The organism is Curtobacterium sp. MMLR14_002 (assembly GCF_001864975.1).
Taxonomy (GTDB): domain Bacteria; phylum Actinomycetota; class Actinomycetes; order Actinomycetales; family Microbacteriaceae; genus Curtobacterium; species Curtobacterium flaccumfaciens.
Genome location: NZ_MJGT01000044.1, coordinates 22363 through 41645, shown reverse-complemented (window position 1 = coordinate 41645; position 19283 = coordinate 22363). Strand labels below are relative to the sequence as shown.

Annotated in this window: 14 protein-coding genes; 7 read left to right on the top strand and 7 right to left on the bottom strand. The window is 70.7% G+C overall.

From position 1 onward, the window contains the following. Positions 1–75: 75 nt before the first annotated feature. The 5 genes from BIU91_RS03665 to BIU91_RS03645 form a co-directional block, all read right to left on the bottom strand. Entirely contained in the window at positions 76–1350 is a 1275-nt protein-coding gene (locus BIU91_RS03665) for an FAD-binding protein (protein WP_071404253.1), read from the bottom strand. A 17-nt stretch (positions 1351–1367) separates the two neighbouring features. Beyond that, entirely contained in the window at positions 1368–2909 is a 1542-nt protein-coding gene (gene araA / locus BIU91_RS03660; protein WP_071404252.1) for an L-arabinose isomerase, read from the bottom strand. Then, positions 2906–3616, bottom strand: a complete 711-nt coding sequence (locus tag BIU91_RS03655) for an L-ribulose-5-phosphate 4-epimerase (RefSeq protein WP_071247850.1) — start codon at positions 3614–3616, stop codon at positions 2906–2908. Before BIU91_RS03655 ends, araA begins: the two co-directional genes overlap by 4 nt. Next, positions 3613–5316, bottom strand: a complete 1704-nt coding sequence (locus tag BIU91_RS03650; protein WP_071404251.1) for an FGGY-family carbohydrate kinase — start codon at positions 5314–5316, stop codon at positions 3613–3615. The genes BIU91_RS03655 and BIU91_RS03650 overlap by 4 nt, the downstream gene beginning before the upstream one ends. Positions 5317–6024: 708 nt before the next feature. Continuing rightward, the gene (locus BIU91_RS03645) at positions 6025–7023 is read right to left on the bottom strand and encodes a LacI family DNA-binding transcriptional regulator (protein ID WP_071404250.1); all 999 of its coding nucleotides are present in this window, start codon (positions 7021–7023) and stop codon (positions 6025–6027) included. 164 nt (positions 7024–7187) lie between these two features. Between BIU91_RS03645 and BIU91_RS03640 the strand changes: the two genes are divergently transcribed. The 4 genes from BIU91_RS03640 (at position 7188) to BIU91_RS03625 (ending at position 12503) form a co-directional block, all read left to right on the top strand. After that, the gene (locus BIU91_RS03640; RefSeq protein WP_071404249.1) at positions 7188–9194 is read left to right on the top strand and encodes a beta-L-arabinofuranosidase domain-containing protein; all 2007 of its coding nucleotides are present in this window, start codon (positions 7188–7190) and stop codon (positions 9192–9194) included. A 5-nt stretch (positions 9195–9199) separates the two neighbouring features. Beyond that, positions 9200–10507 (top strand): sugar ABC transporter substrate-binding protein, encoded by a 1308-nt coding sequence (locus tag BIU91_RS03635; protein ID WP_253183679.1) that lies wholly within the window; start codon positions 9200–9202, stop codon positions 10505–10507. Between the two features lie 69 nt (positions 10508–10576). After that, positions 10577–11545 (top strand): sugar ABC transporter permease, encoded by a 969-nt coding sequence (locus tag BIU91_RS03630; RefSeq protein ID WP_071404247.1) that lies wholly within the window; start codon positions 10577–10579, stop codon positions 11543–11545. Positions 11546–11549: 4 nt separating this feature from the next. Beyond that, entirely contained in the window at positions 11550–12503 is a 954-nt protein-coding gene (locus BIU91_RS03625) for a carbohydrate ABC transporter permease (protein ID WP_027466164.1), read from the top strand. Between the two features lie 165 nt (positions 12504–12668). On the opposite strand, the gene BIU91_RS03620 is transcribed toward BIU91_RS03625, so the two are convergent. Further along, positions 12669–13718: a substrate-binding domain-containing protein gene (locus BIU91_RS03620; RefSeq protein WP_071404246.1), complete on the bottom strand. Its 1050-nt coding sequence runs from the start codon at positions 13716–13718 to the stop codon at positions 12669–12671. Between the two features lie 179 nt (positions 13719–13897). Here BIU91_RS03620 and chvE point away from each other — a divergent pair, with 179 nt between their 5' ends. The 3 genes from chvE (at position 13898) to mmsB (ending at position 17849) form a co-directional block, all read left to right on the top strand. After that, entirely contained in the window at positions 13898–15025 is a 1128-nt protein-coding gene (gene chvE / locus BIU91_RS03615) for a multiple monosaccharide ABC transporter substrate-binding protein (RefSeq protein WP_071404245.1), read from the top strand. A gap of 102 nt (positions 15026–15127) precedes the next feature. After that, positions 15128–16681, top strand: a complete 1554-nt coding sequence (gene mmsA, locus BIU91_RS03610) for a multiple monosaccharide ABC transporter ATP-binding protein (RefSeq protein WP_027466161.1) — start codon at positions 15128–15130, stop codon at positions 16679–16681. Next, positions 16668–17849 carry a multiple monosaccharide ABC transporter permease gene (gene mmsB, locus BIU91_RS03605; protein ID WP_027466160.1) on the top strand — a complete coding sequence of 394 codons (1182 nt, stop codon included), beginning with the start codon at positions 16668–16670 and terminating at the stop codon, positions 17847–17849. Before mmsA ends, mmsB begins: the two co-directional genes overlap by 14 nt. Before the next feature lie 93 nt (positions 17850–17942). Here the strand turns inward: mmsB and BIU91_RS03600 are convergent, their stop codons facing one another. After that, a complete protein-coding gene (locus tag BIU91_RS03600; RefSeq protein ID WP_253183678.1) occupies positions 17943–19283 on the bottom strand; it encodes an alpha-amylase family glycosyl hydrolase in 1341 nt (446 codons plus the stop codon).

Genomic DNA, 19283 nt, shown 5'->3' with positions numbered 1-19283 from the left:
CACATGTGAACGCCCAGCGCTGCTCCGGTGCGACACCCGGACAACGCATCCCGATCCGCTGGGAACCGGCGCGGCTCAGGACAGGATGCGGGCCAGGAACGCGTTCCGGAACCGCCCCGTGGGGTCGAGGTCCCGGGCGAGTGCCGCGAAGTCCGACAGCCGCGGGTACGCCTCGTGCAGCCGCTCGGCGCTCGCGGCGGAGACCTTGCCCCAGTGCGGTCGCGGGTCGAAGGGCTCGAGCACGTCCTCGATCCGGGCCACCGCTTCGGCCACGGCGGCGGCGTCCCGGCGGAACGTGAAGTGCAGGCCGACCGACTGCCGACCGGACGACGGCGCGAGCCAGGCGGTGTCGGCCGCGATGGTGCGGACCTCGGCGGCGATGAGTATCGGGGCGAACAACGACGCCAGCGGTCGGAGCGCCTCGAGCGCCGCCACCGCCGAGGCAGCTGGGATCAGGTACTCCGCCTGGATCTCGGCCCCGGTCGACGGGGTGAACGAGGACCGGAAGTGCGGCAGCCGCTCCGACCAGGGCCCCGGCACGCCGCCCTGCTCGGTGACCCCGGCAGGGTCGTTCTCACCCGGGTGCACCGGCCCCGAGGCCGCACGGGCTCCGAGGGCCACGAGGTCGACGGTCGGTGCGGCCTCGTCGACGCGGTGCTTGACCCAGACCTGCCGGGCACCGCGGTCGTCGAACGACGTGAACATCGACACCGAGTACGCGTCGGACATCACCTGGTCGAACTGCGCGGCGACGGAGTCCCACGGCAGGTCGAGGTGCACCGTCGTGGCGACCTGGAACGTCGGCTCGATCGCGAGCTCCACCGCGGTGACGACGCCGAGCGCGCCGATCGCCACCCGGTGGGCGTCGAGCAGCCCGTCCGGCGACGAGGCGTCGACGTGGGCGATCTCACCGGAGGCGCGGACGACGTCCAGGCCGACCACCGCCTGCGCGAGCGACGGGTTCCGCACACCGGAGCCGTGCGTCCCCGTGGCGACGGCCCCGGCCGTGGAGATGTGCGGCAGGGACGCGAGGTTCCCGAGTGCCCAGCCACGGGCCTCCAGACCGGCCGCGACCTGGCTGTGCGTCATGCCAGCGGCGACCCGGACGACGCGACGCGACGTGTCGATGTCGAGCACCGGCGGCAGGTCCGACAACGAGACCTGGACGGCATCGGTGTCGGCGATGGTGTTGAACGAGTGTCGCGAGCCGAGCGCCGTCAGGCGCGGCGTCGAGGCGACGAGCTGCTGGAGCTCGTCCACCGACGTCGGCCGGGCCAGCGCCGAGGCGCGGTAGGTGACGTTGCCCGCCCAGTTGGTGCGGGTGCGCTCGGCCGCGATCACGTCGTCCATCGTGGGTCCTGACTCCTCTAGAAGCCGCGGTCGAGACGGTGCCACGTCTGCTGGAGACGCAGCTCGTCACGGAACCCGCGTGCGGTGGTGTGCTCGTCGATGACCAGGAACTCGGTGCCGACCATGGTCGCGAAGTCCTCGACGACCTGCAGGCCGACCGCCGTCGTCATGACGGTGTGGTGGGCGGCGCCGGCGGTGAGCCAGGCCTCGGCGGCGACGGGGAACGACGGCCGGGGCTCCCAGACCGCGCGGCCCACGGGCAGCTTCGGCAGGGCCTCGGTCGGCGGCACGACGTCGACGACGTTGGCGGTGAGGCGGAAGCCGTCGCGGGTGTCGGACAGCGCGACGACGACGGCCTCGCCGGAGTCAGCGGTGAAGACCAGGCGGACCGGGTCGTCCTTGCCGCCGATGCCGAGCGGGTGGATCTCGAGCGTCGGCTTCGTGGTGGTGAGCGTCGGCGAGACCTCGAGCATGTGCGCCCCGAGGATCTTCTCGGCGCCCGGGGTGAGGTCGTAGGTGTAGTCCTCCATCAGGGAGGCACCACCGGGCAGGCCGGCGCCGGCGACGTTCATCGCGCGGACCAGGACCGCCGTCTTCCAGTCACCCTCGGCACCGAAGCCGTAGCCGTCGGCCATCAGTCGCTGCACGGCCAGGCCCGGCAGCTGCTTGAGCGAGCCGAGGTCCTCGAAGTTCGTGGTGAACGCGGCGCTGCCGTTCTGCGCGAGCAGGGTGCGGAGGCCGATCTCGATGGCGGCACCGTCGCGGAGCGCGGCGTGCCGTTCGCCGCCGGCGCTGCGCAGGGACGGGTCCACGTCGTAGTCGCGCTCGTACGTCGCCACGAGCGCGTCGACCGCTGCCGTGTCCGCTGCGGCGGCGTCCACCGCTGCCGCGAGCTCGTTGACGGCCCACGTGTTGACCTGCACGCCGAGTTCGATCTCGGCCTCGGTCTTGTCGCCCTCGGTGACGGCGACGTAGCGCATGTTGTCGCCGAAGCGGGTCAGCTTCAGCTCGCGGACGGCCGCGGCGCCGGCGGCGGCACGGGTCCAGTTCGCGACACGCTGCTGGACGCGGGGGTCCGAGACGTGGCCGACGGCCGTGGCGTGCCGGACGCCGAGGCGGGCCAGGGCGTAGCCGAACTCACGGTCGCCGTGCGCGGCCTGGTTGAGGTTCATGAAGTCGAAGTCGATGTCCGCCCAGGGCAGCGTGACGTTCGCCTGCGTGTGCAGGTGCAGCAGCGGCTTGGTCAGCGCCTGCAGGCCGCCGATCCACATCTTGGCCGGGCTGAACGTGTGCATCCACGTGGTGACGCCGATGACCTTGTCGTCGGCGCTCGCCTCGATGAGCGCCCGGCGGATGCCGTCGGCGTCCTTGAGCACGGGCTTCCAGACGAGCTTCACCGGCAGGTGCCCGGCGAGCTCCGCGTGGACGGCCTTGCTCTGCTCCTCGACCTGGCGCAGGGTCTCCTCCCCGTACAGCCCCTGGGAGCCGGTGAGGAACCAGACCTCGTAGCTGTCGAGCGTTTCCTGCGGGTCGACGTGCGTCGGGGTGTCCTGCGTCATCGCATGGCTCCTTCGGGGTTCTGTCCGTAGACGTTCTGGTAGCGATCGAAGAGTCGATCGATGTCTGCTTCGGGGATCGGGACGACCTCGCCGCCCTGCTTCGCGATGTGGACAGTCCGTGCGACGTCCTCGCACATCACGGCCGCCTTGACGGCGTCCTTCGCGTCCTTGCCGATCGTGAAGACGCCGTGGTTCTGCATCAGGACCGCGCGGCTGCGGTGGCCGCTCAGCGTGTCGACGATGCCGTGGCCGATCGAGTCGTCGCCGATGATGGCGAACGGGCCGACCGGGATGGGGCCGCCGAACTCGTCGGCCATCGCCGTGATCACGCACGGGATCGCCTCGGCGCGGGCGGCCCAGGCGGTCGCGTACGTCGAGTGGGTGTGCACGACGCCGCCGACCTCGGGCATGTTCCGGTACACGTAGGCGTGCGCGGCGGTGTCGCTGGACGGGCCGTGCTCGTTGCCCCAGCCCTCGGCCGGCACGCCGTCGAGGGTGCAGACGACCTGGTTCTCGGGCGTCAGGTCGTCGCTCGACACCCCGCTCGGCTTGATGACGAACAGGTCCGTGCCGGGTACGCGCTCGGAGACGTTGCCGCCGGTCCAGATCACGAGGCCGTAGCGGACGAGTTCGCCGTGCAGGCGCGCGACGCGCTCCCGCGTCGTCGCCACCGCCTGGCGTGTGGTCTCGTCGATCGCGTCCGTCATCGGGTCACTTCCTCTGTCTGGAGGCGCGGGTCGGCGCCGTCGGTCTCTTCGGTCGGTCCTGTGGTCGCGCTGGGGCGGGTCGCCGCCGCGGCGACGTCCTGCACGGGCAGTGCGGCCCGGTAGCGGTCCAGGTACGTCTGGAACCCGGCGACATCTGCCGGCTCGGGTTCGGCCACGTGCACGGCGTCCCCGCCGAACACGGTGTCGGACAGGTAGTCGGCGAGCTGCTGGTCGGTGTGCTCGAGGTAGGCGGCCAGCACCGCGATCCCCCACGCGCCGCCTTCGCCCGCGGTCTCCTCGAGCGCGATCGGCACGCGCAACGCCGCCGCGAGGAGCCGCTGCGGGCTGCCGGGCGTGCGGAACAGCCCGCCGTGCGCGGTCATGCGGTCGACCTGCACCTGTTCGCCGTGCAGGACGTCCATGCCGATGGCCAGGGTCGCGAAGGCGCCGTGCACCTCGGAGCGCACCAGGTTGCCGAGCGTGAAGCGTGCGCCGGGGGTGCGGAGCAGCAGGGGCCGGCCGTCCTCGACGTGGGTGACGGGTTCGCCGGCCAGGTAGTTGAACGAGAGCAGACCGCCGGCGTCCGGGTCGGTGTCGTCGGCGACGGCCTCGGCGAGCAGGGTGGCGTAGACGTCGTCGATGCCGATCGGCGTCGCGCCGGTCCGCTCGCTCGAGGCCTCGGCGAAGCGTCCGAACACCCGGGCCCAGCTCGCGATCTCGCTCGCGCCGTTGTTGCAGTGCACCATCGCCACGGCGTCCCCGGCCGGGGTGGTGACGACGTCGAGTTCCTCGTGCGCGGTGGTCAGGGGCTGCTCGAGCACGACCATCGCGAAGATGCTCGTGCCGACGCTGACGTTGCCGGTGCGCGGGGCGACGGCGTTCGTCGCGACCATGCCGGTGCCGGCGTCGCCCTCGGGCGGGCAGAGCGGTGCGCCGGGTTCGAGCGTGCCGGTCGGGTCGAGCCAGGCCGCACCCTCGGGGGTCAGCTCGCCGGCTTCGGCACCGGCGACGAGGACCTCGGGCAGCAGGGACCGCAGGTCCGGCACGCCGATCAGGTCCTGCGCGGTGGCGAGCATGGCGTGGTCGAAGTCCTTCGCGCCCGGGTCGCCGGGGCCGCTGTCGACGGGGCCGCCCTCGATCGGGAACATGCCGCTCGCGTCGCCTACGCCGAGCACGTTCCGGCCGGTCAGACGACGGTGGACGTAGCCGGCCAGGGTCGTCACACCGGCGATCTCGGCCACGTGCGGCTCGTCGTCGAGGACCGCCTGGTACAGGTGCGCGATCGACCAGCGCAGCGGGATGTTGAACCCGAGGGCCTCGCTGAGCCGTTCGGCCGCGGGCCCCGTCGAGGTGTTGCGCCAGGTACGGAACGGCACGAGCAGCTCACCCGCGGCGTCGAACGCCAGGTAGCCGTGCATCATCGCGCTCACGCCCACCGCGCGGTAGGTGCTCGGGGCGACGCCGTACTGCGCCTCGACGTCGGCCACCAGGGCGGCGTACGCGGCGCGGAGTCCGGTCTCGACGGCCTCGGGCGAGTAGGTCCAGCGGCCGTCGACGTACTCGTTCTCCCACTCGTGGGAACCGGCCGCGATGGGTACGAGGTCCTCGTCCACCAGGCAGGCCTTGATGCGGGTGGAGCCGAGCTCGATCCCGAGTGTGGTGCGGCCGTCCACGATCCGCTGTCGGCGGTCGTCACCCATGTGTTCCTCCAGAACCTCGTCGTCCTCAGTGAGCGCTCACATCCTGGCACGTGAGCGCTCACTCGTGCAACGCCGCGGCGCGCCGCCGGTGCGCCAGTCCCGCCAGCGGTCGAAACACCCCGCTCAGTTCCCCCGACCGGTCACGAACGTCGTCCAGCGCTTCGGCAGCCGACCATTCCTGACCACTCGACGTCCCACGCGCGACGGGTCGTGACCGCGCGACGAACGAGGTCGGCGACGACCTGCGACCACCGCAACGCCGCACCCGCGCACGTCCCGACCACTCACTGCCCCGCACCCGCGCACGTCCCGACCACCGGCCACCCTGGACCCGCGCATGTCCCGACCACTCACTGCCCCGCACCCGCGCACGTCCCGACCACCCGCAGCCCCGCACCCGCGACACCCCGAACTGCGGCGCTCGGGACGGTCACGACACCCCGCTGCCTCCCCAGCGTGCGGTCACGAAGTGTCGGCTGGAGGCGCGCTGGGCGACGAGTCGTGACCGCTCGACCACGGCGGACGGGGTGTTGTGACCGCTCGAGCAGCAGCACCAGCACCAGCACCAGCACCAGCGAGGTCGCACGACACGCCGCGACCGGTCCGCCGAGGTCGCACGAACTGGCGCCGGACGGCACGACGCGCGGCAGTTCGCGCGACCTCGCGAGCGCCGAGCCCCGACCGACCGCCGACCGCCGACCGCGCGCCCTACGCGCCGACGGTGCTCTCGCGGATGACGAGCGACGGGGTCACGGCCGCCGACGACGCCGTCCCGCCGTCGATCAGGGCGAGGAGCGCCTGCCCCGCGACGCGCCCGAGCTCCTCGAGCCGCAGGTCCACGGTGGTCAGCGGCGGCCTCGAGGCGAGCGCCATCACGTCCCAGTCGTCGAACCCGGTGACCGCGACGTCTCCGGGCACCGAACGTCCGAGTTCCCGCAGCCGGTCGCACACGCCCCGGGCGATCTGGTCGCTGCCGCAGACGATCGCGTCGACGTCGGGCGACTCCCGCGCGAGCACGTCCACCGCCTGCCGCCCCCAGCGCTCCGACCACTCGCCGTACAGCGGGTCGGTGACCAGGTGCGACCCGAGGACCGACGAGGCACCGGCCACTCGTCGCGCCGCGGACCGGTGTCGCGCCGGCCCGGTCACGATCGCGACCCGCTGCCGCCCGAGCGAGCGCACGTGCGAGGCGACGAGTGCCGACCCGGCGGCGTCGTCGAGGGTGACCGACACGTCGGCGTCGTCGGTCGAGGGCGTGAAGGCGTAGACGACGGGGATCGACACGTCGATCGGGGGCCGGGCGTCGGCGGAACGACCCGTCACGATGATGCCGTCGACGCCGCGGGCCGCCAGGGAGCGCAGGTAGTGGGCCTCGCGGACGTGGTCGTCGCGGGTGTCGCACAGCAGGACGGCCATCCGCCCGGCGGACAGGGCGTCCTCGGCGCCGAGCAGCACCGGGATCGAGAACCGTCCGAACGAGTCGGTGGTGATCATGCCGACGGTGTAGGTCCGCCCCGACGACAGCGCACGGGCCCGGGCATCGCCGACGAACCCGAGCTTCTCGGCGGCTTCCTTCACCCGCAGCCGGGTGGCGTCCCGCAGCTGCCCGGTGCCGTTCAGCGCCTTCGACGCGGTGCCGATCGACACCCCGGCGAGCGCCGCCACGTCGGTGATCCGGATCGGCTGTCCGGTGCGTTCGAGCGTCACGGCAACCACCTTTCCGACGATCAGGGCGTGCCGATGACCTTACACAAAACCGCCGGAATGCTCTTGCGCGACGTGCGCCCCGTGTCGTAGCGTCCACCGCAGAAACCGTTTTCCGGATGGCCAGCTCCATCCGGACGGTGCCAGTCACATCGCAAGGAGGCGACATGACCACCACGCTCGCGACCGATCGCGGCGCGCACACCGCGACCCCGGTCCTCCCGACCGCCGACGCACGCCTGACGCTCCGGCCGCTGCCGACCGGCGACGCCCGGATCACCGGCGGCTTCTGGGCGCTCCGCCAGGAGCGCAACGGCCGCGACGCCGTCCGCAGCGGCTACCAGCAGCTCGAGACGGCCGGCAACTTCCGCAACCTCCGCATCGCCGCGGGACTCGAGGAGGGCGAGGCCGTCGGCCCGATCTTCATGGACTCCGACGTGACGAAGTGGCTCGAGGCCGTGGCGTGGGAGTACGGCCGCGCCCCCGCCGAGGACCTGCTCGACCTGCAGCGCGAGGTCACCGCCCTGTACGCCCGGGCGCAGGCAGAGGACGGGTACCTCGACTCCGTCCAGCAGGTCCGTGGGAAGGGCGAGCGGTACACGGACCTCAAGTGGAGCCACGAGATGTACTGCGCCGGGCACCTGTACCAGGCGGCCGTGGCCCAGCACCGTGCGACGGGCGACACCGGGCTGCTCGACGTCGCGATCAAGAACGCCGACCACCTGGTCCGCACGTTCGGCGACGGCACCGCACCGGACGGCACGCCGAAGACGCGCGACGTCGACGGCCACCCCGTCGTCGAGATGGGCCTGGTCGAGCTGTACCGCGAGACCGGCAACCGTGACTACCTCGACCTGGCGCACTGGTTCGTCGACGCCCGCGGGCACGGCATCATCGAGCGCGCCGGCGGCGAGCCGACGTACTTCTCCGACCGGGTACCGAGCCGGCAGGCCACGACCGTCGAGGGGCACGCCGTGCGCGCCGTGTACCTGGCGGCGGGTGCCGTGGACGTCGCGATCGAGACCGGGGACACCGAGCTCCTCGCCGCGAGCGAGCGCCAGTTCGCGGACATGATGGCGACGAAGGCCTTCATCACCGGCGGCCTCGGGGCGCGCTGGGACTGGGAGGCGTTCGGCGACCCCTACGAGCTGCCGACCGACCGCGGCTACGCCGAGACCTGCGCGGCCATCGGCGGCGTGCAGTGGGCCTGGCGGCTGCTGCTCGCCACCGGCAAGCCGGTCTACGCCGACGCGATCGAGCGCCTGCTCTACAACGCGTTCCTCGCCGGGGTGAGCCTGGCCGGTACCGAGTACTTCTACGTGAACCCGCTCCAGCAGCGCGACCACGCCCACCAGGACGAGAACCGCTCCCCCGCCCACGGGCGCCGCGGCTGGTTCGACTGCGCCTGCTGCCCGCCGAACATCATGCGCACCTTCGCGAGCCTCGACGGCTACCTGGCCACGGCAACCGACGGCGGACTGCAGGTCCACCAGTACGCCACCGCCGACCTCGGTCCGGTGCGGGTCGAGACCGACTACCCGCACGACGGCCCCGTCCGTGTCACGGTCACCGAGGACGGCCCGCTCGCCCTGGGCTTGCGGATCCCGGCCTGGTCGGACACCACGACCGTCACGGGTCCGGACGGGTCCGCGAACCCTGCGGCGGGCACGCTGCACGTCGTCGACCGCGAGTGGTCGGCGGGCGACACCGTCGAGCTCGTCTTCGACACGACGCCGCACCGCTACGTCGCCGACGCCCGCATCGACGCCGCTCGCGGGCAGGTCGCGATCGAGCGCGGCCCGCTCGTGTACGCGGTCGAGCAGGCGGACCAACAGGGCTTCACGGTCGACGACCTGACGGTCGACGCGGACGCGCCGATCACCGAGGAGCGCCGCGACGACCTGCTCGACGGCGTCGTCACGCTGCGGATCCCGGGGCACGCCCCGGCCGAGCACGTGCAGCCCGCCTGGCCGTACCAGCGGCTGGACGCGACCCGGTCTGGAGGCGCGGATCACGCCGGAGACGCGACCAGCGTCGACGACGTGGCCGGTCCGCAGGACGCCACCACGGGCCTCCAGGCCGGTCGCGACGTCACCGCGATCGCCGTCCCGTACTACGCGTGGGCCAACCGGGGAGCCGCGCCGATGCGCGTCTGGCTCCCGCTGGCGCGGTGACCGGCGTGGACCGCCGAGCGTTCCTCGTCGGCGGCGTCGCCGGCGGGGCAGCCCTCGCCCTGGCCGGGTGCTCCGGCACCCTGCCGAAGGTCGTCGCGAAGCCCGCGAGCTTCGGGAAGAACGCGACCGGCACCGTGCAGGTGTGGTGCCGGTCGGCGACCCAGGCCGGCCTGACGTCGGCCGTCGCCGGGTTCAACAAGGCGAACCCGGCGCTGCAGGTCCAGCTGACGCCCGTGCCGGACGCGCAGTACGTGACCAAGCTCGCGACCGCGATCCGCGGGGGTGAGCCGCCGGACGTCGTCGACATCGACGACATCAACTCGCAGCTGTTCATCTTCCGCGAGGCGTTCGCCGACCTGACCGACGTGGTCAAGGACCTCGACTACTTCGACGCGATCTCACCGGGGCACCTGCGCCTGCTCGAGTACCGCGACCGGTACTACGGCCTGCCCTACCTGGCCGACAACTCGCAGCTGTTCGTGAACACCGAGCTGTTCGAGCGTGCGGGTCTCGACGTCGAGGAGTCGACGAAGGACCTGTCGACGCTGCTCGACGCGGCGAAGGCCATCCGGAAGCTCGACGACGACGTGTACGGCTGGTCGATCTCCGGCAACGCCGCCGGCATCATCGGCTTCGTCACGCAGCCGCACGTCTGGGCGACCGGGGTCGACATGATGACCGGCGAGGTGGGGTCCCAGCGGGCGAACATCACCGGCAACGAGGCCCTCGAACGCATGCTCGAGTTCTACCGGCAGCTCTGGAAGGACGGCGTGCTGTCGAAGGCGACGTACTCCGACGCCGGCACCACGTGGGGTGCCGACTTCCGGGCCGGCAAGGTGGGGATCTTCCCGACCTCGTACGGGGCGACCGTGCCCGCGGCCACCAAGGCGATGCGGGCGAAGATGCAGACGGTGCTCATCCCGTCGTGGGACGGCCGGCGGTCCTTCTTCGACGGCGGCGACAACATGTGCATCCCGAACGGGGCGGCGAACCCGTCCGGTGGGTGGGCGTTCATGCAGTACGCGAACGGCCTCCAGCAGCAGCAGGCGCTGCCGGACGGCGGGTACTTCCCGACGCGGTCCGACGCCGCCACCCCGGAGTACCGCAAGCGGTTCCCACTGGCGTACGGGCCACTCGACGCCATCGACAAGGGCTACGCACCGCAGACGCTGGCGTACAACCTGCTCAACAACCAGCCGTCGTCGCCGTACTTCGCGATGTTCCGGGAGGCCGTGTTCGGGTCGGGGAGCGCTGCCGCCATGCGGACGGCGCAGTCCGACTACCAGCGGATCCTCGACCAGGTGCAGGCCTGAGTCTGCCTGCCTGTCTTCTCCGCTCGTCCCGCTCGTCTCGCTCTTGTTGATGCACAGAGAGGTGCACGCATGTCGACCATCTCCACCCGGCGCCCCGCCGGCCGGACCGGCCCGGGTCGCCCCACCGTGGGCCGCGGCCCGGGGCGCGGCGGCTCCGTCCGGACCCGCAACTCGCTCACCCACCCGCCGCGCAGCGGCGCCGTCCTCGTCGCCCCGGCGATCCTGTTCGTCGCCGTCTTCGTGCTCGTGCCGCTCGTGTTCGCGCTCTACATCTCGTTCACGAACTGGCCCCTGATCGGCCCGTACCGGTTCATCGGGCTGCAGAACTACCTGACGCTGTTCCAGGACCCGACGTTCGTGCACGCCATCGGCTACACGCTGCTGTACACGGCGATCGTGACCCTGCCGATCCTGGCGCTCGGGTACTTCCTCGCCGTGCTCGTCCGGGCCCGTCGCCGTGGCAGCACGATCCTGCGGACGGTGTTCTTCCTGCCGTACGTGGTCGGGCTGACGACGCTCTCGTTCATGCTCGTGCTCGAGGCGCAGCCGAACTCCGGGGCCGTCAACATGGTGCTCCGCTGGCTCGGGATCACCGACGGCAGCACCGCGTGGCTCGTGAACGGTCCGCTGGCGACGCTGCTCATCTGCGTGCTCGTGGTCTGGGCGGTGTCCGGGCTGACCATGGTGCTGCTCATGTCGGCGATGCAGGGCGTCCCCGACGAGGTCTACGAGTCGGCGCAGCTCGAGGGGGCCTCCTGGTGGCAGACCGAACGCCTCATCACGTTCCCGATGATCCGCTCCACCGTCGCGCTGAGCGTCATCATCTCGGTGATCGGATCGCTGCTCGCCTTCAACCAGTTCTACATCCTGACCCAGGGCGGACCGGGCACCGAGACCACCACGATCGTGAACGCGATCTACAACCGCGGGTTCGTGAACCTGCAGCTCGGGGCCGCGACCGCCCAGTCGATCGCCCTCGTCGTGGTGATCGCCGCCGTGACGGTGTTCCAGTTCTGGGCACTGCGAGAGAAGGACTGACGCCATGAGCACCACGACCTCCCGTGCGGCCCTCGCGGCGCCGGACCTGTCCACCAGGACCCTGACCACCACGGGCGACGGCCGACGTCGGCGCCACCAGCAGGGCAGCGTCCAGCACCCCCGCGACACCACCGTCAAGCGCACCCTGTACGCGATCGCCGGCATCGGTTCCGCGCTCGTGTTCGGCGTCCCGCTCATCTGGTCGATCCTGCGGGCGTTCCAGTCCGAGGCCGTCATCACGCAGGCCCCCGACCCGGCGACGTTCTTCCAGCTCGGGTGGCAGAACTTCGCCGCCGTGTTCGCCTCGTCGTCGCACCTGCTCACCGGCGTCGTGAACTCGCTCATCGTGTCGATCGCGACGGCGGTGCTGACCGCGGTGATCGCGACCATGGCGGGCTACGGGTTCGCGCGCTTCCGGTTCCGGGGCGCCGGCCTCGTGTTCGGCCTGGTGCTGCTGACGATGATGGTGCCGTTCCAGGCCATCCTCACGCCGCTGTACCTCGAGATGAACGCCATGGGGCTGACGAACTCGCTGCTCGGGCTCGTGCTGTTCTACACGACGGTGAACCTGCCGTTCGGGGTGTTCGTGATGCGGAACGCGTTCGAGTCGATCCCCACCGAGCTCGAGGACTCGGCCTTCGTCGACGGGGCCTCGCGCTTCCGGGTCGTCGTGTCGGTGCTCCGCCCGCTGCTCCTGCCCGGGGCGGCGACCGCGGCGCTCTACGCGTTCCTGGCGTCGTGGACGGAGTTCCTCGGAGCCCTGACGTTCCTGACGAAGGACTCGCTGTACACGCTGCCGGTCGCGCTGCTCAACCTGCAGACGGGGGCGTACGGGCAGGTGTCGTACGGCAACCTCGTCGCCGGGTCGGTGGTGGCGATGATCCCGTGCATCGCGCTGTACGTCGGGTTGCAACGGTTCTACGTCGCCGGGCTGTCGTCCGGGGCGTTGAAGGGCTGACGGTCGGGTCAGCTCGCAGACGGCGCCCCTCGCACCGTGCGAGGGGCGCCGTCTGCGTGGTGCGAGGTTGCGTACTCCGTGCGGGGCGCAGGGGCTCGCACCGAGTACGGAACCTCGCACCATGCCGAGCGCGCGGTGCCAGACCTCGCACGGTGCGAGGGGGCGCTACGTGCTTCGCCGCACCACCAGCTCGGGCGCGAGCAGCGTCTCGTCGCGGGGCTCCCCCTCGACCAGGGCCCGCACGGTGTCGAGCACCCGCTCCCCCATCGCCCGGAAGTCCTGCCGCACGGTGGTCAGCGGCGGCGTGAAGTGCGCGGCCTCGGGGACGTCGTCGAACCCCACGACCGCGATGTCGTCGGGCACACGCAGCCCCTCGTCGGCGAAGGCGTGCAGCACCCCGAGCGCCATCTGGTCGTTGCCCGCGAAGACGGCGTCGACCGTCCCCACGTCGATGTGCCGGGCGGCCGCGAAGCCGCTCGCCGGGGTCCAGTCGCCCTCGAGCACGACCGGTTCGAGCCCGGCGTCCTGCATGATCCGCACGTAGGTGGCGCGACGCACCTCGGACTCCTGCGACACGTGCGGCCCGGCGATGTGCACGATCCGGCGGTGTCCGCGGTCGAACAGGTGCTGCATGACGAGCGAGGTGCCGGCCGCCTGGTCGATGGCGACGGCGGCGACGCTCGGCGCGACCGGGGTCCGGACGGCGTCGCGCTGCACGGCGTTCGACACCACGACGGGCACGGTGACCGGCACGGTGAGCGAGGCGAGGGCGTCGAGCACCCGGTTGTCGGCGGCGACCAGCACGATCGCGGCGACGTCCTGCGCGAGCAGCGTGGTGAGCGCCCCGGACAGGTCGGACGGCCGCGGTTCCTCGGGCAGGGTCGACAGCAGCACGTGGTACCCCGCGGAGCGGGCGGCTCGTTCGAAGCCGATCGAGGTGCTCGACGGGCCGTACAGCGCGTCGCCGGCGGTGATGATGCCGAGCGCCTTGCTCCGCCCACCGGCGAGCGCCCGGGCGGCGGCGCGGGGCCGGTACCCGAGCTCGGTGACGGCGTCGGTGACCTGCGTCCGGAACTGCTCCCGGACGGTCGGATCGCCGTTGATCACGCGGGAGACGGTCTGGTGGGAAACGCCGGCGCGTTCGGCGACGTCGAAGATCGTCGGGGCCTTCCGGCGCTTGCCGCCCCTGCCCTCGGGGGCGGTCGTGGTGCTCACGCGCCAACCGTACCGCTCGGTCCGGTCGCCGCCGCAAGATCACGAAACGGCGGTGTTGAGTTGACACCCCGTCACGGAACCCACAAGATGTGAGCGCTCACACGAGCGCATCCCGCGGGGCACAGCAGCCCCGGCACCCGACCGCGTCGAGGACGACGCGAAGGAACAGAGGTACTTCGATGATGAAGCGCAGGATCATCGCGGGCGTCGCAGCCGTCGGCATCGCGATCTCGCTGGCCGCTTGCTCGGCCGGCGGCCGTGCGTCCACCGATGGTGGCGGCAGCGGCGACAACAAGGGCGCCCTCGTCGGCGTCGCCATGCCCACCAAGGTCTCCGAGCGGTGGATCAAGGACGGCAACGCCGTCAAGAGCGACCTCGAGAAGGCTGGCTACAAGGTCGACCTCGAGTACGGCGACAACAAGGTCCAGCAGCAGGCCCAGCAGGTCAGCAACATGATCACCAAGGGCGCGAAGGTCCTGATCATCGCGTCGATCGACGGTGGCGCGCTCTCCGACCAGCTCGACGCCGCCGCCAAGGCCGGCATCAAGGTGATCTCGTACGACCGCCTGCTGACGGGCAACAAGAACGTCGACTACTACGTGTCCTTCGACAACGAGAAGGTCGGCGTCGACCAGGCGAACAGCCTGCTCACCGGCCTGGGCGTGCTCGACGCGGACGGCAAGAAGACCGGCGAGAAGGGCCCCTTCAACATCGAGGTCTTCGCCGGCTCGCTCGACGACAACAACGCCGGGTTCTTCTTCAACGGCGCCATGAAGACGCTCAAGCCGTACCTCGAGGACGGCACGCTGAAGATCCAGTCTGGCCAGGACAAGCTGTCCCAGGCCGCGACGCAGCAGTGGGACCCGGCCACGGCCAAGGCCCGCATGCAGAACCTGATCGCGAAGTCCTACTCGGGCGGCACCACGCTCGACGGCGTGCTCTCGCCGTACGACGGCATCTCGATCGGCATCATCTCGGCGCTCCAGGGCGCCGGGTACGGCACGAGTGACCGCCCGCTCCCGACGGTCACGGGCCAGGACGCCGAGGCCGCCTCGGTCAAGTCGATCATCGCCGGCCAGCAGTACTCGACGATCTACAAGGACACGCGCAAGCTCGCCAAGCAGTCCGTCACCATGGCCGAGGACCTGCTCACCGGCAAGGACCCCGAGGTCAACGACACGAAGAGCTACGACAACAAGGTCAAGGTCGTCCCGACCTTCCTGTTCCAGCCGACGGTCGTCACGAAGGACAACTACAAGGAAGTCCTCGTGGACTCCGGGTACTACACCGAAGCCGACCTGAAGTAGTCAGGCCCATCTCACGGACCGGAGGCGCGGTGCCAGCCCGCACCGCGCCTCCAGTCCGTCTCCACCAGCGCGCGCACGCGCGCACGACGGAAAGGCGTCCACATGGCGGACACCATCCTCGAGATGCGGGACATCACCAAGACGTTCCCCGGCGTCAAGGCCCTGCAGGGTGTCTCGATCGAGGTCGAGCGCGGCCAGGTCCACGCGATCTGCGGCGAGAACGGCGCGGGCAAGTCGACGCTCATGAAGGTGCTGTCGGGTGTCTACCCGGCCGGCTCCTTCGACGGCGAGATCCTGCTCGACGGCGAGCCCGTGCGGTTCGCGAACATCAACGACTCCGAGGCTGCGGGCGTCGTCATCATCCACCAGGAGCTGGCGCTCAGCCCCTTCCTGTCGATCGCCGAGAACATCTTCCTCGGCAACGAGCAGTCCAAGGGCGGCTTCATCGACTGGAACAAGACGAACCTGACGGCCGCCGAGCTGCTCAAGCGCGTCGGGCTGAAGGACAACCCCGTCACCAAGGTCGTCGACCTCGGTGTCGGCAAGCAGCAGCTCGTCGAGATCGCGAAGGCGCTCTCGAAGGAGGTGAAGCTCCTCATCCTCGACGAGCCCACCGCCGCGCTGAACGACGACGACTCCGCGCACCTGCTTGAGCTCATCCGCTCGCTGCAGGCCGAGGGCATGACGGCGATCATCATCAGCCACAAGCTCAACGAGATCAAGGCGATCGCGGACAAGGTCACGATCATCCGCGACGGCAAGACCATCGAGACGCTCGACATGCGAGCCGACGACGTGTCCGAGGACCGGATCATCCGCGGGATGGTCGGCCGTGACCTGTCGAACCGGTACCCCGAGCGCGAGAACCCCGTCATCGGCGAGGAACTGCTGCGGATCGAGGACTGGACCGTCCACCACCAGCTCGACTCGTCGCGCGAGATCATCCACCAGGCCAACCTCAACGTCCGCGCCGGCGAGGTCGTCGGTATCGCCGGGCTCATGGGCGCCGGCCGCACGGAACTCGCGATGAGCGTCTTCGGTCAGTCCTACGGCACCGGCATCAGCGGCACCGTCTACAAGCGCGGCACCCCGATCAAGACGCACACCGTCTCGCAGGCCATCGACAACGGCATCGCCTACGTCACCGAGGACCGCAAGCGGTACGGCCTGAACCTGATCGACGACATCAAGCGGAACATCTCCGGGTCGGCCCTCGGCAAGCTCGCCAACTGGGGGTTCGTGAACTCCTCGGAGGAGACCACCGTCGCGACCCAGTTCCTCAAGAGCCTCAACATCAAGGCGCCGAACGTCGACGTCGTGACGGGGAAGCTCTCCGGCGGGAACCAGCAGAAGGTCGTCCTGTCGAAGTGGATGTACGCCGACCCCGACGTGCTCATCCTCGACGAGCCGACCCGTGGCATCGACGTCGGCGCGAAGTACGAGATCTACACGATCATCAACCAGCTCGCCGACCAGGGGAAGGCGGTCATCGTGATCTCCTCCGAGCTCCCCGAACTGCTCGGCATCTGCGACCGCATCTACACCCTCTCCGAGGGCACCATCACGGCCGACGTCCCGCGCGCCGAGGCGACGCCCGAGGTCCTCATGCAGTACATGACCCAGGAACGGGAGACCCCTGTCAATGAACGCGCTTAAGTCCGCCGTCGGCTACCTCACCGGGCAGCTCCGACAGATCGGCCTGTTCATCGCGCTGATCGTCATCGTCATCTTCTTCCAGGTGACCACGAACGGCATCACGCTGGCCCCGATCAACGTCTCGAACCTGATCGTCCAGAACAGCTACATCCTCATCCTGGCCATCGGCATGGTCATGGTCATCATCGCCGGCCACATCGACCTGTCTGTCGGGTCGGTGGTCGCCTTCACCGGTGCCATGGCCGGCGTGATGATCACGCAGTGGAACATCCCGTGGCCGATCGCGGTCGTGCTCTGCCTGGTGGTCGGTGCACTCGTCGGCGCCTGGCAGGGCTTCTGGATCGCCTACTTCGGGATCCCGGCGTTCATCGTGACGCTGGCGGGCATGCTCGCCTTCCGCGGCGCGGCCCAGATCGTCCTGCAGAACCAGCAGATCTCGCCGTTCCCCGCCGGCTTCCGCTCGCTCGGCTCCGGCTTCCTGCCGTCCTTCGGCACCACCGGGTACGAGCCGCTCACGATGATCCTCGGCTTCGCCGCCGCGGCCGTCATGGTGATCGCCGCGTTCCGCGGTCGCATCACGCGGCGCAAGTACCAGCTCGAGAGCGAGCCGTTCGCCTGGTTCATCGTGAAGACGGCCTTCGGCGCCGTGCTCGTGATCTACGTGGCGCTCCTGCTCGCCAGCTACAACGGCACCCCGATCGTGCTCGTCGTGCTCGGCGCCCTCGTGGTGATCTACTCGGTCGTCATGCGGAGCGCGGTGTTCGGCCGCCACATCTACGCGATCGGTGGCAACGCCCTGGCGGCGCAGCTGTCGGGTGTGAAGACGAAGCGCGTCACGTTCCTGCTCTTCGTCAACATGGGTGTCATCTCGGCCCTGGCGGGCGTGGTCTTCACCGGCCAGCTCAACCTGGCGGCACCGGGCGCGGGCAACGGCTTCGAGCTCGACGCCATCGCCGCCGTGTTCATCGGTGGCGCTGCCGTCACCGGCGGCATCGGCACCGTGCCAGGCGCCATCGTCGGTGGTCTCATCATCGGTCTGCTGAACAACGGCATGTCGATCCTCGGTGTCGGCACCGAGTTCCAGTCCCTGATCAAGGGCCTGGTGCTGCTCGCCGCCGTCGCGTTCGACGTGTTCAACAAGCGCCGGGCGGCGTCCGCGCGCAAGTAGCGCGTTCGCGCGTTCGCGTGCGTTCGCGCGTTCGCGCGTTCGCTTGGTGAGCAGAAACGGTCGGGTCCTCGATGGGGACCCGACCGTTTCTGCTCACGAACGCGACAGGACGGCCCAAGCCCCGGCCGGAAGGCGCAGGGTCCCGTCCCCGAGATCGGCCCCGCCCGCCTCGACCTGCGTTGCGTCGGCCACGGGCACCTCGACGGGATCGTCCGACAGGTTCAGGGCGGTCACCACGGCGGCGTCCGCCGTCGCGGTCCGCAGCACCACGGCGGTGTTGGTCAGGTGCACGACGTCGGTGTGTGCGCGGTGCAGCCACGGGTTCCGGCGACGCAGGGCGACGAGCGCCTCGTACGCGTGGGTCACGTCCGTCGGCTCCGGCACCTCGGCCGGGAACTCCGGGCGGACCGCGTCGTCGCCGCCCTCACGTTCCTCCTTCACCCCGGTCCAGCCGTACTCGTCGCCCGCATAGACCACCGGGGTCCCCGCCACCGTGAACAGCACCGCGGCGGCATGCCCGGCGAACCGCTCCCCCACCGCACTCGCGATCCGGGTGACGTCGTGGTTGCCGACGAACGTCGTCGGGGCGAAGGTGGCCAGCAGCGCGTCGTGCCGCTCGATCGCGTGCGCGAGCTCGTGGCCGTTGCGGTCCGCGATGCCGTGCCAGATCCCCTGCCACAGCTCGTACTGGGTCAGCGAGTCCATCGTCGAGTCGCGCGCGATCGCCGCCGCGTCGCCGTGGATCACCTCGCCGCTGAACCAGGCGTCCGGGAACCGCTCCCGCACCCGCGGCAGCACCCGCGCCCAGAACGCCGGCGGCACCGCGTACGCCGCGTCGAGCCGCCAACCGTCGACGCCGCGGGCCAGCCAGTGCGTCATGACCTGCACCACGAGGTCCTCGGTGGCACGGCTGTCGTGGTCGAGCGCGACGAGGATGTCGTGGCCCTCGAACAGTCCGACGGGCACGGGCTGCCCCGGCTGCCACCCGGACCAGTCGATGGCGAACAGGTCGGCGGTCGGCGCCTCCGGGCCGTGATCGGACAACACGGTGAAAGCCGGGTGCTCACGGCCGACGTGGTTGAACACCCCGTCCAGCAGCACCCGCACGCCCCGCTCGTGCGCTGCGGCGACCAGGGCGTCGAAGTCGGAGTCGTCGCCCAGGCGCGGGTCGATGCGGAAGTGGTCGACCGTGTCGTACCCGTGGGTCGAGCTCGCGAACACCGGGCCGAGCAACAGGCCGTTCAGACCGAGGTCGACGACGTGGTCGAGCCACCCGGTCAGGCGGTCGAGGCGGTGTTCGAGCGGACGCTCCCCCACCGGTGACGCAGGGCGGACCTCGGCGCCGACGAAGCCGAGCGGGTAGACGTGCCACCACATCACGTGCTGGACCCAGGCCGGCTCGGACGGACGGGCGGGGGCGGTGTCGGGGTTCAC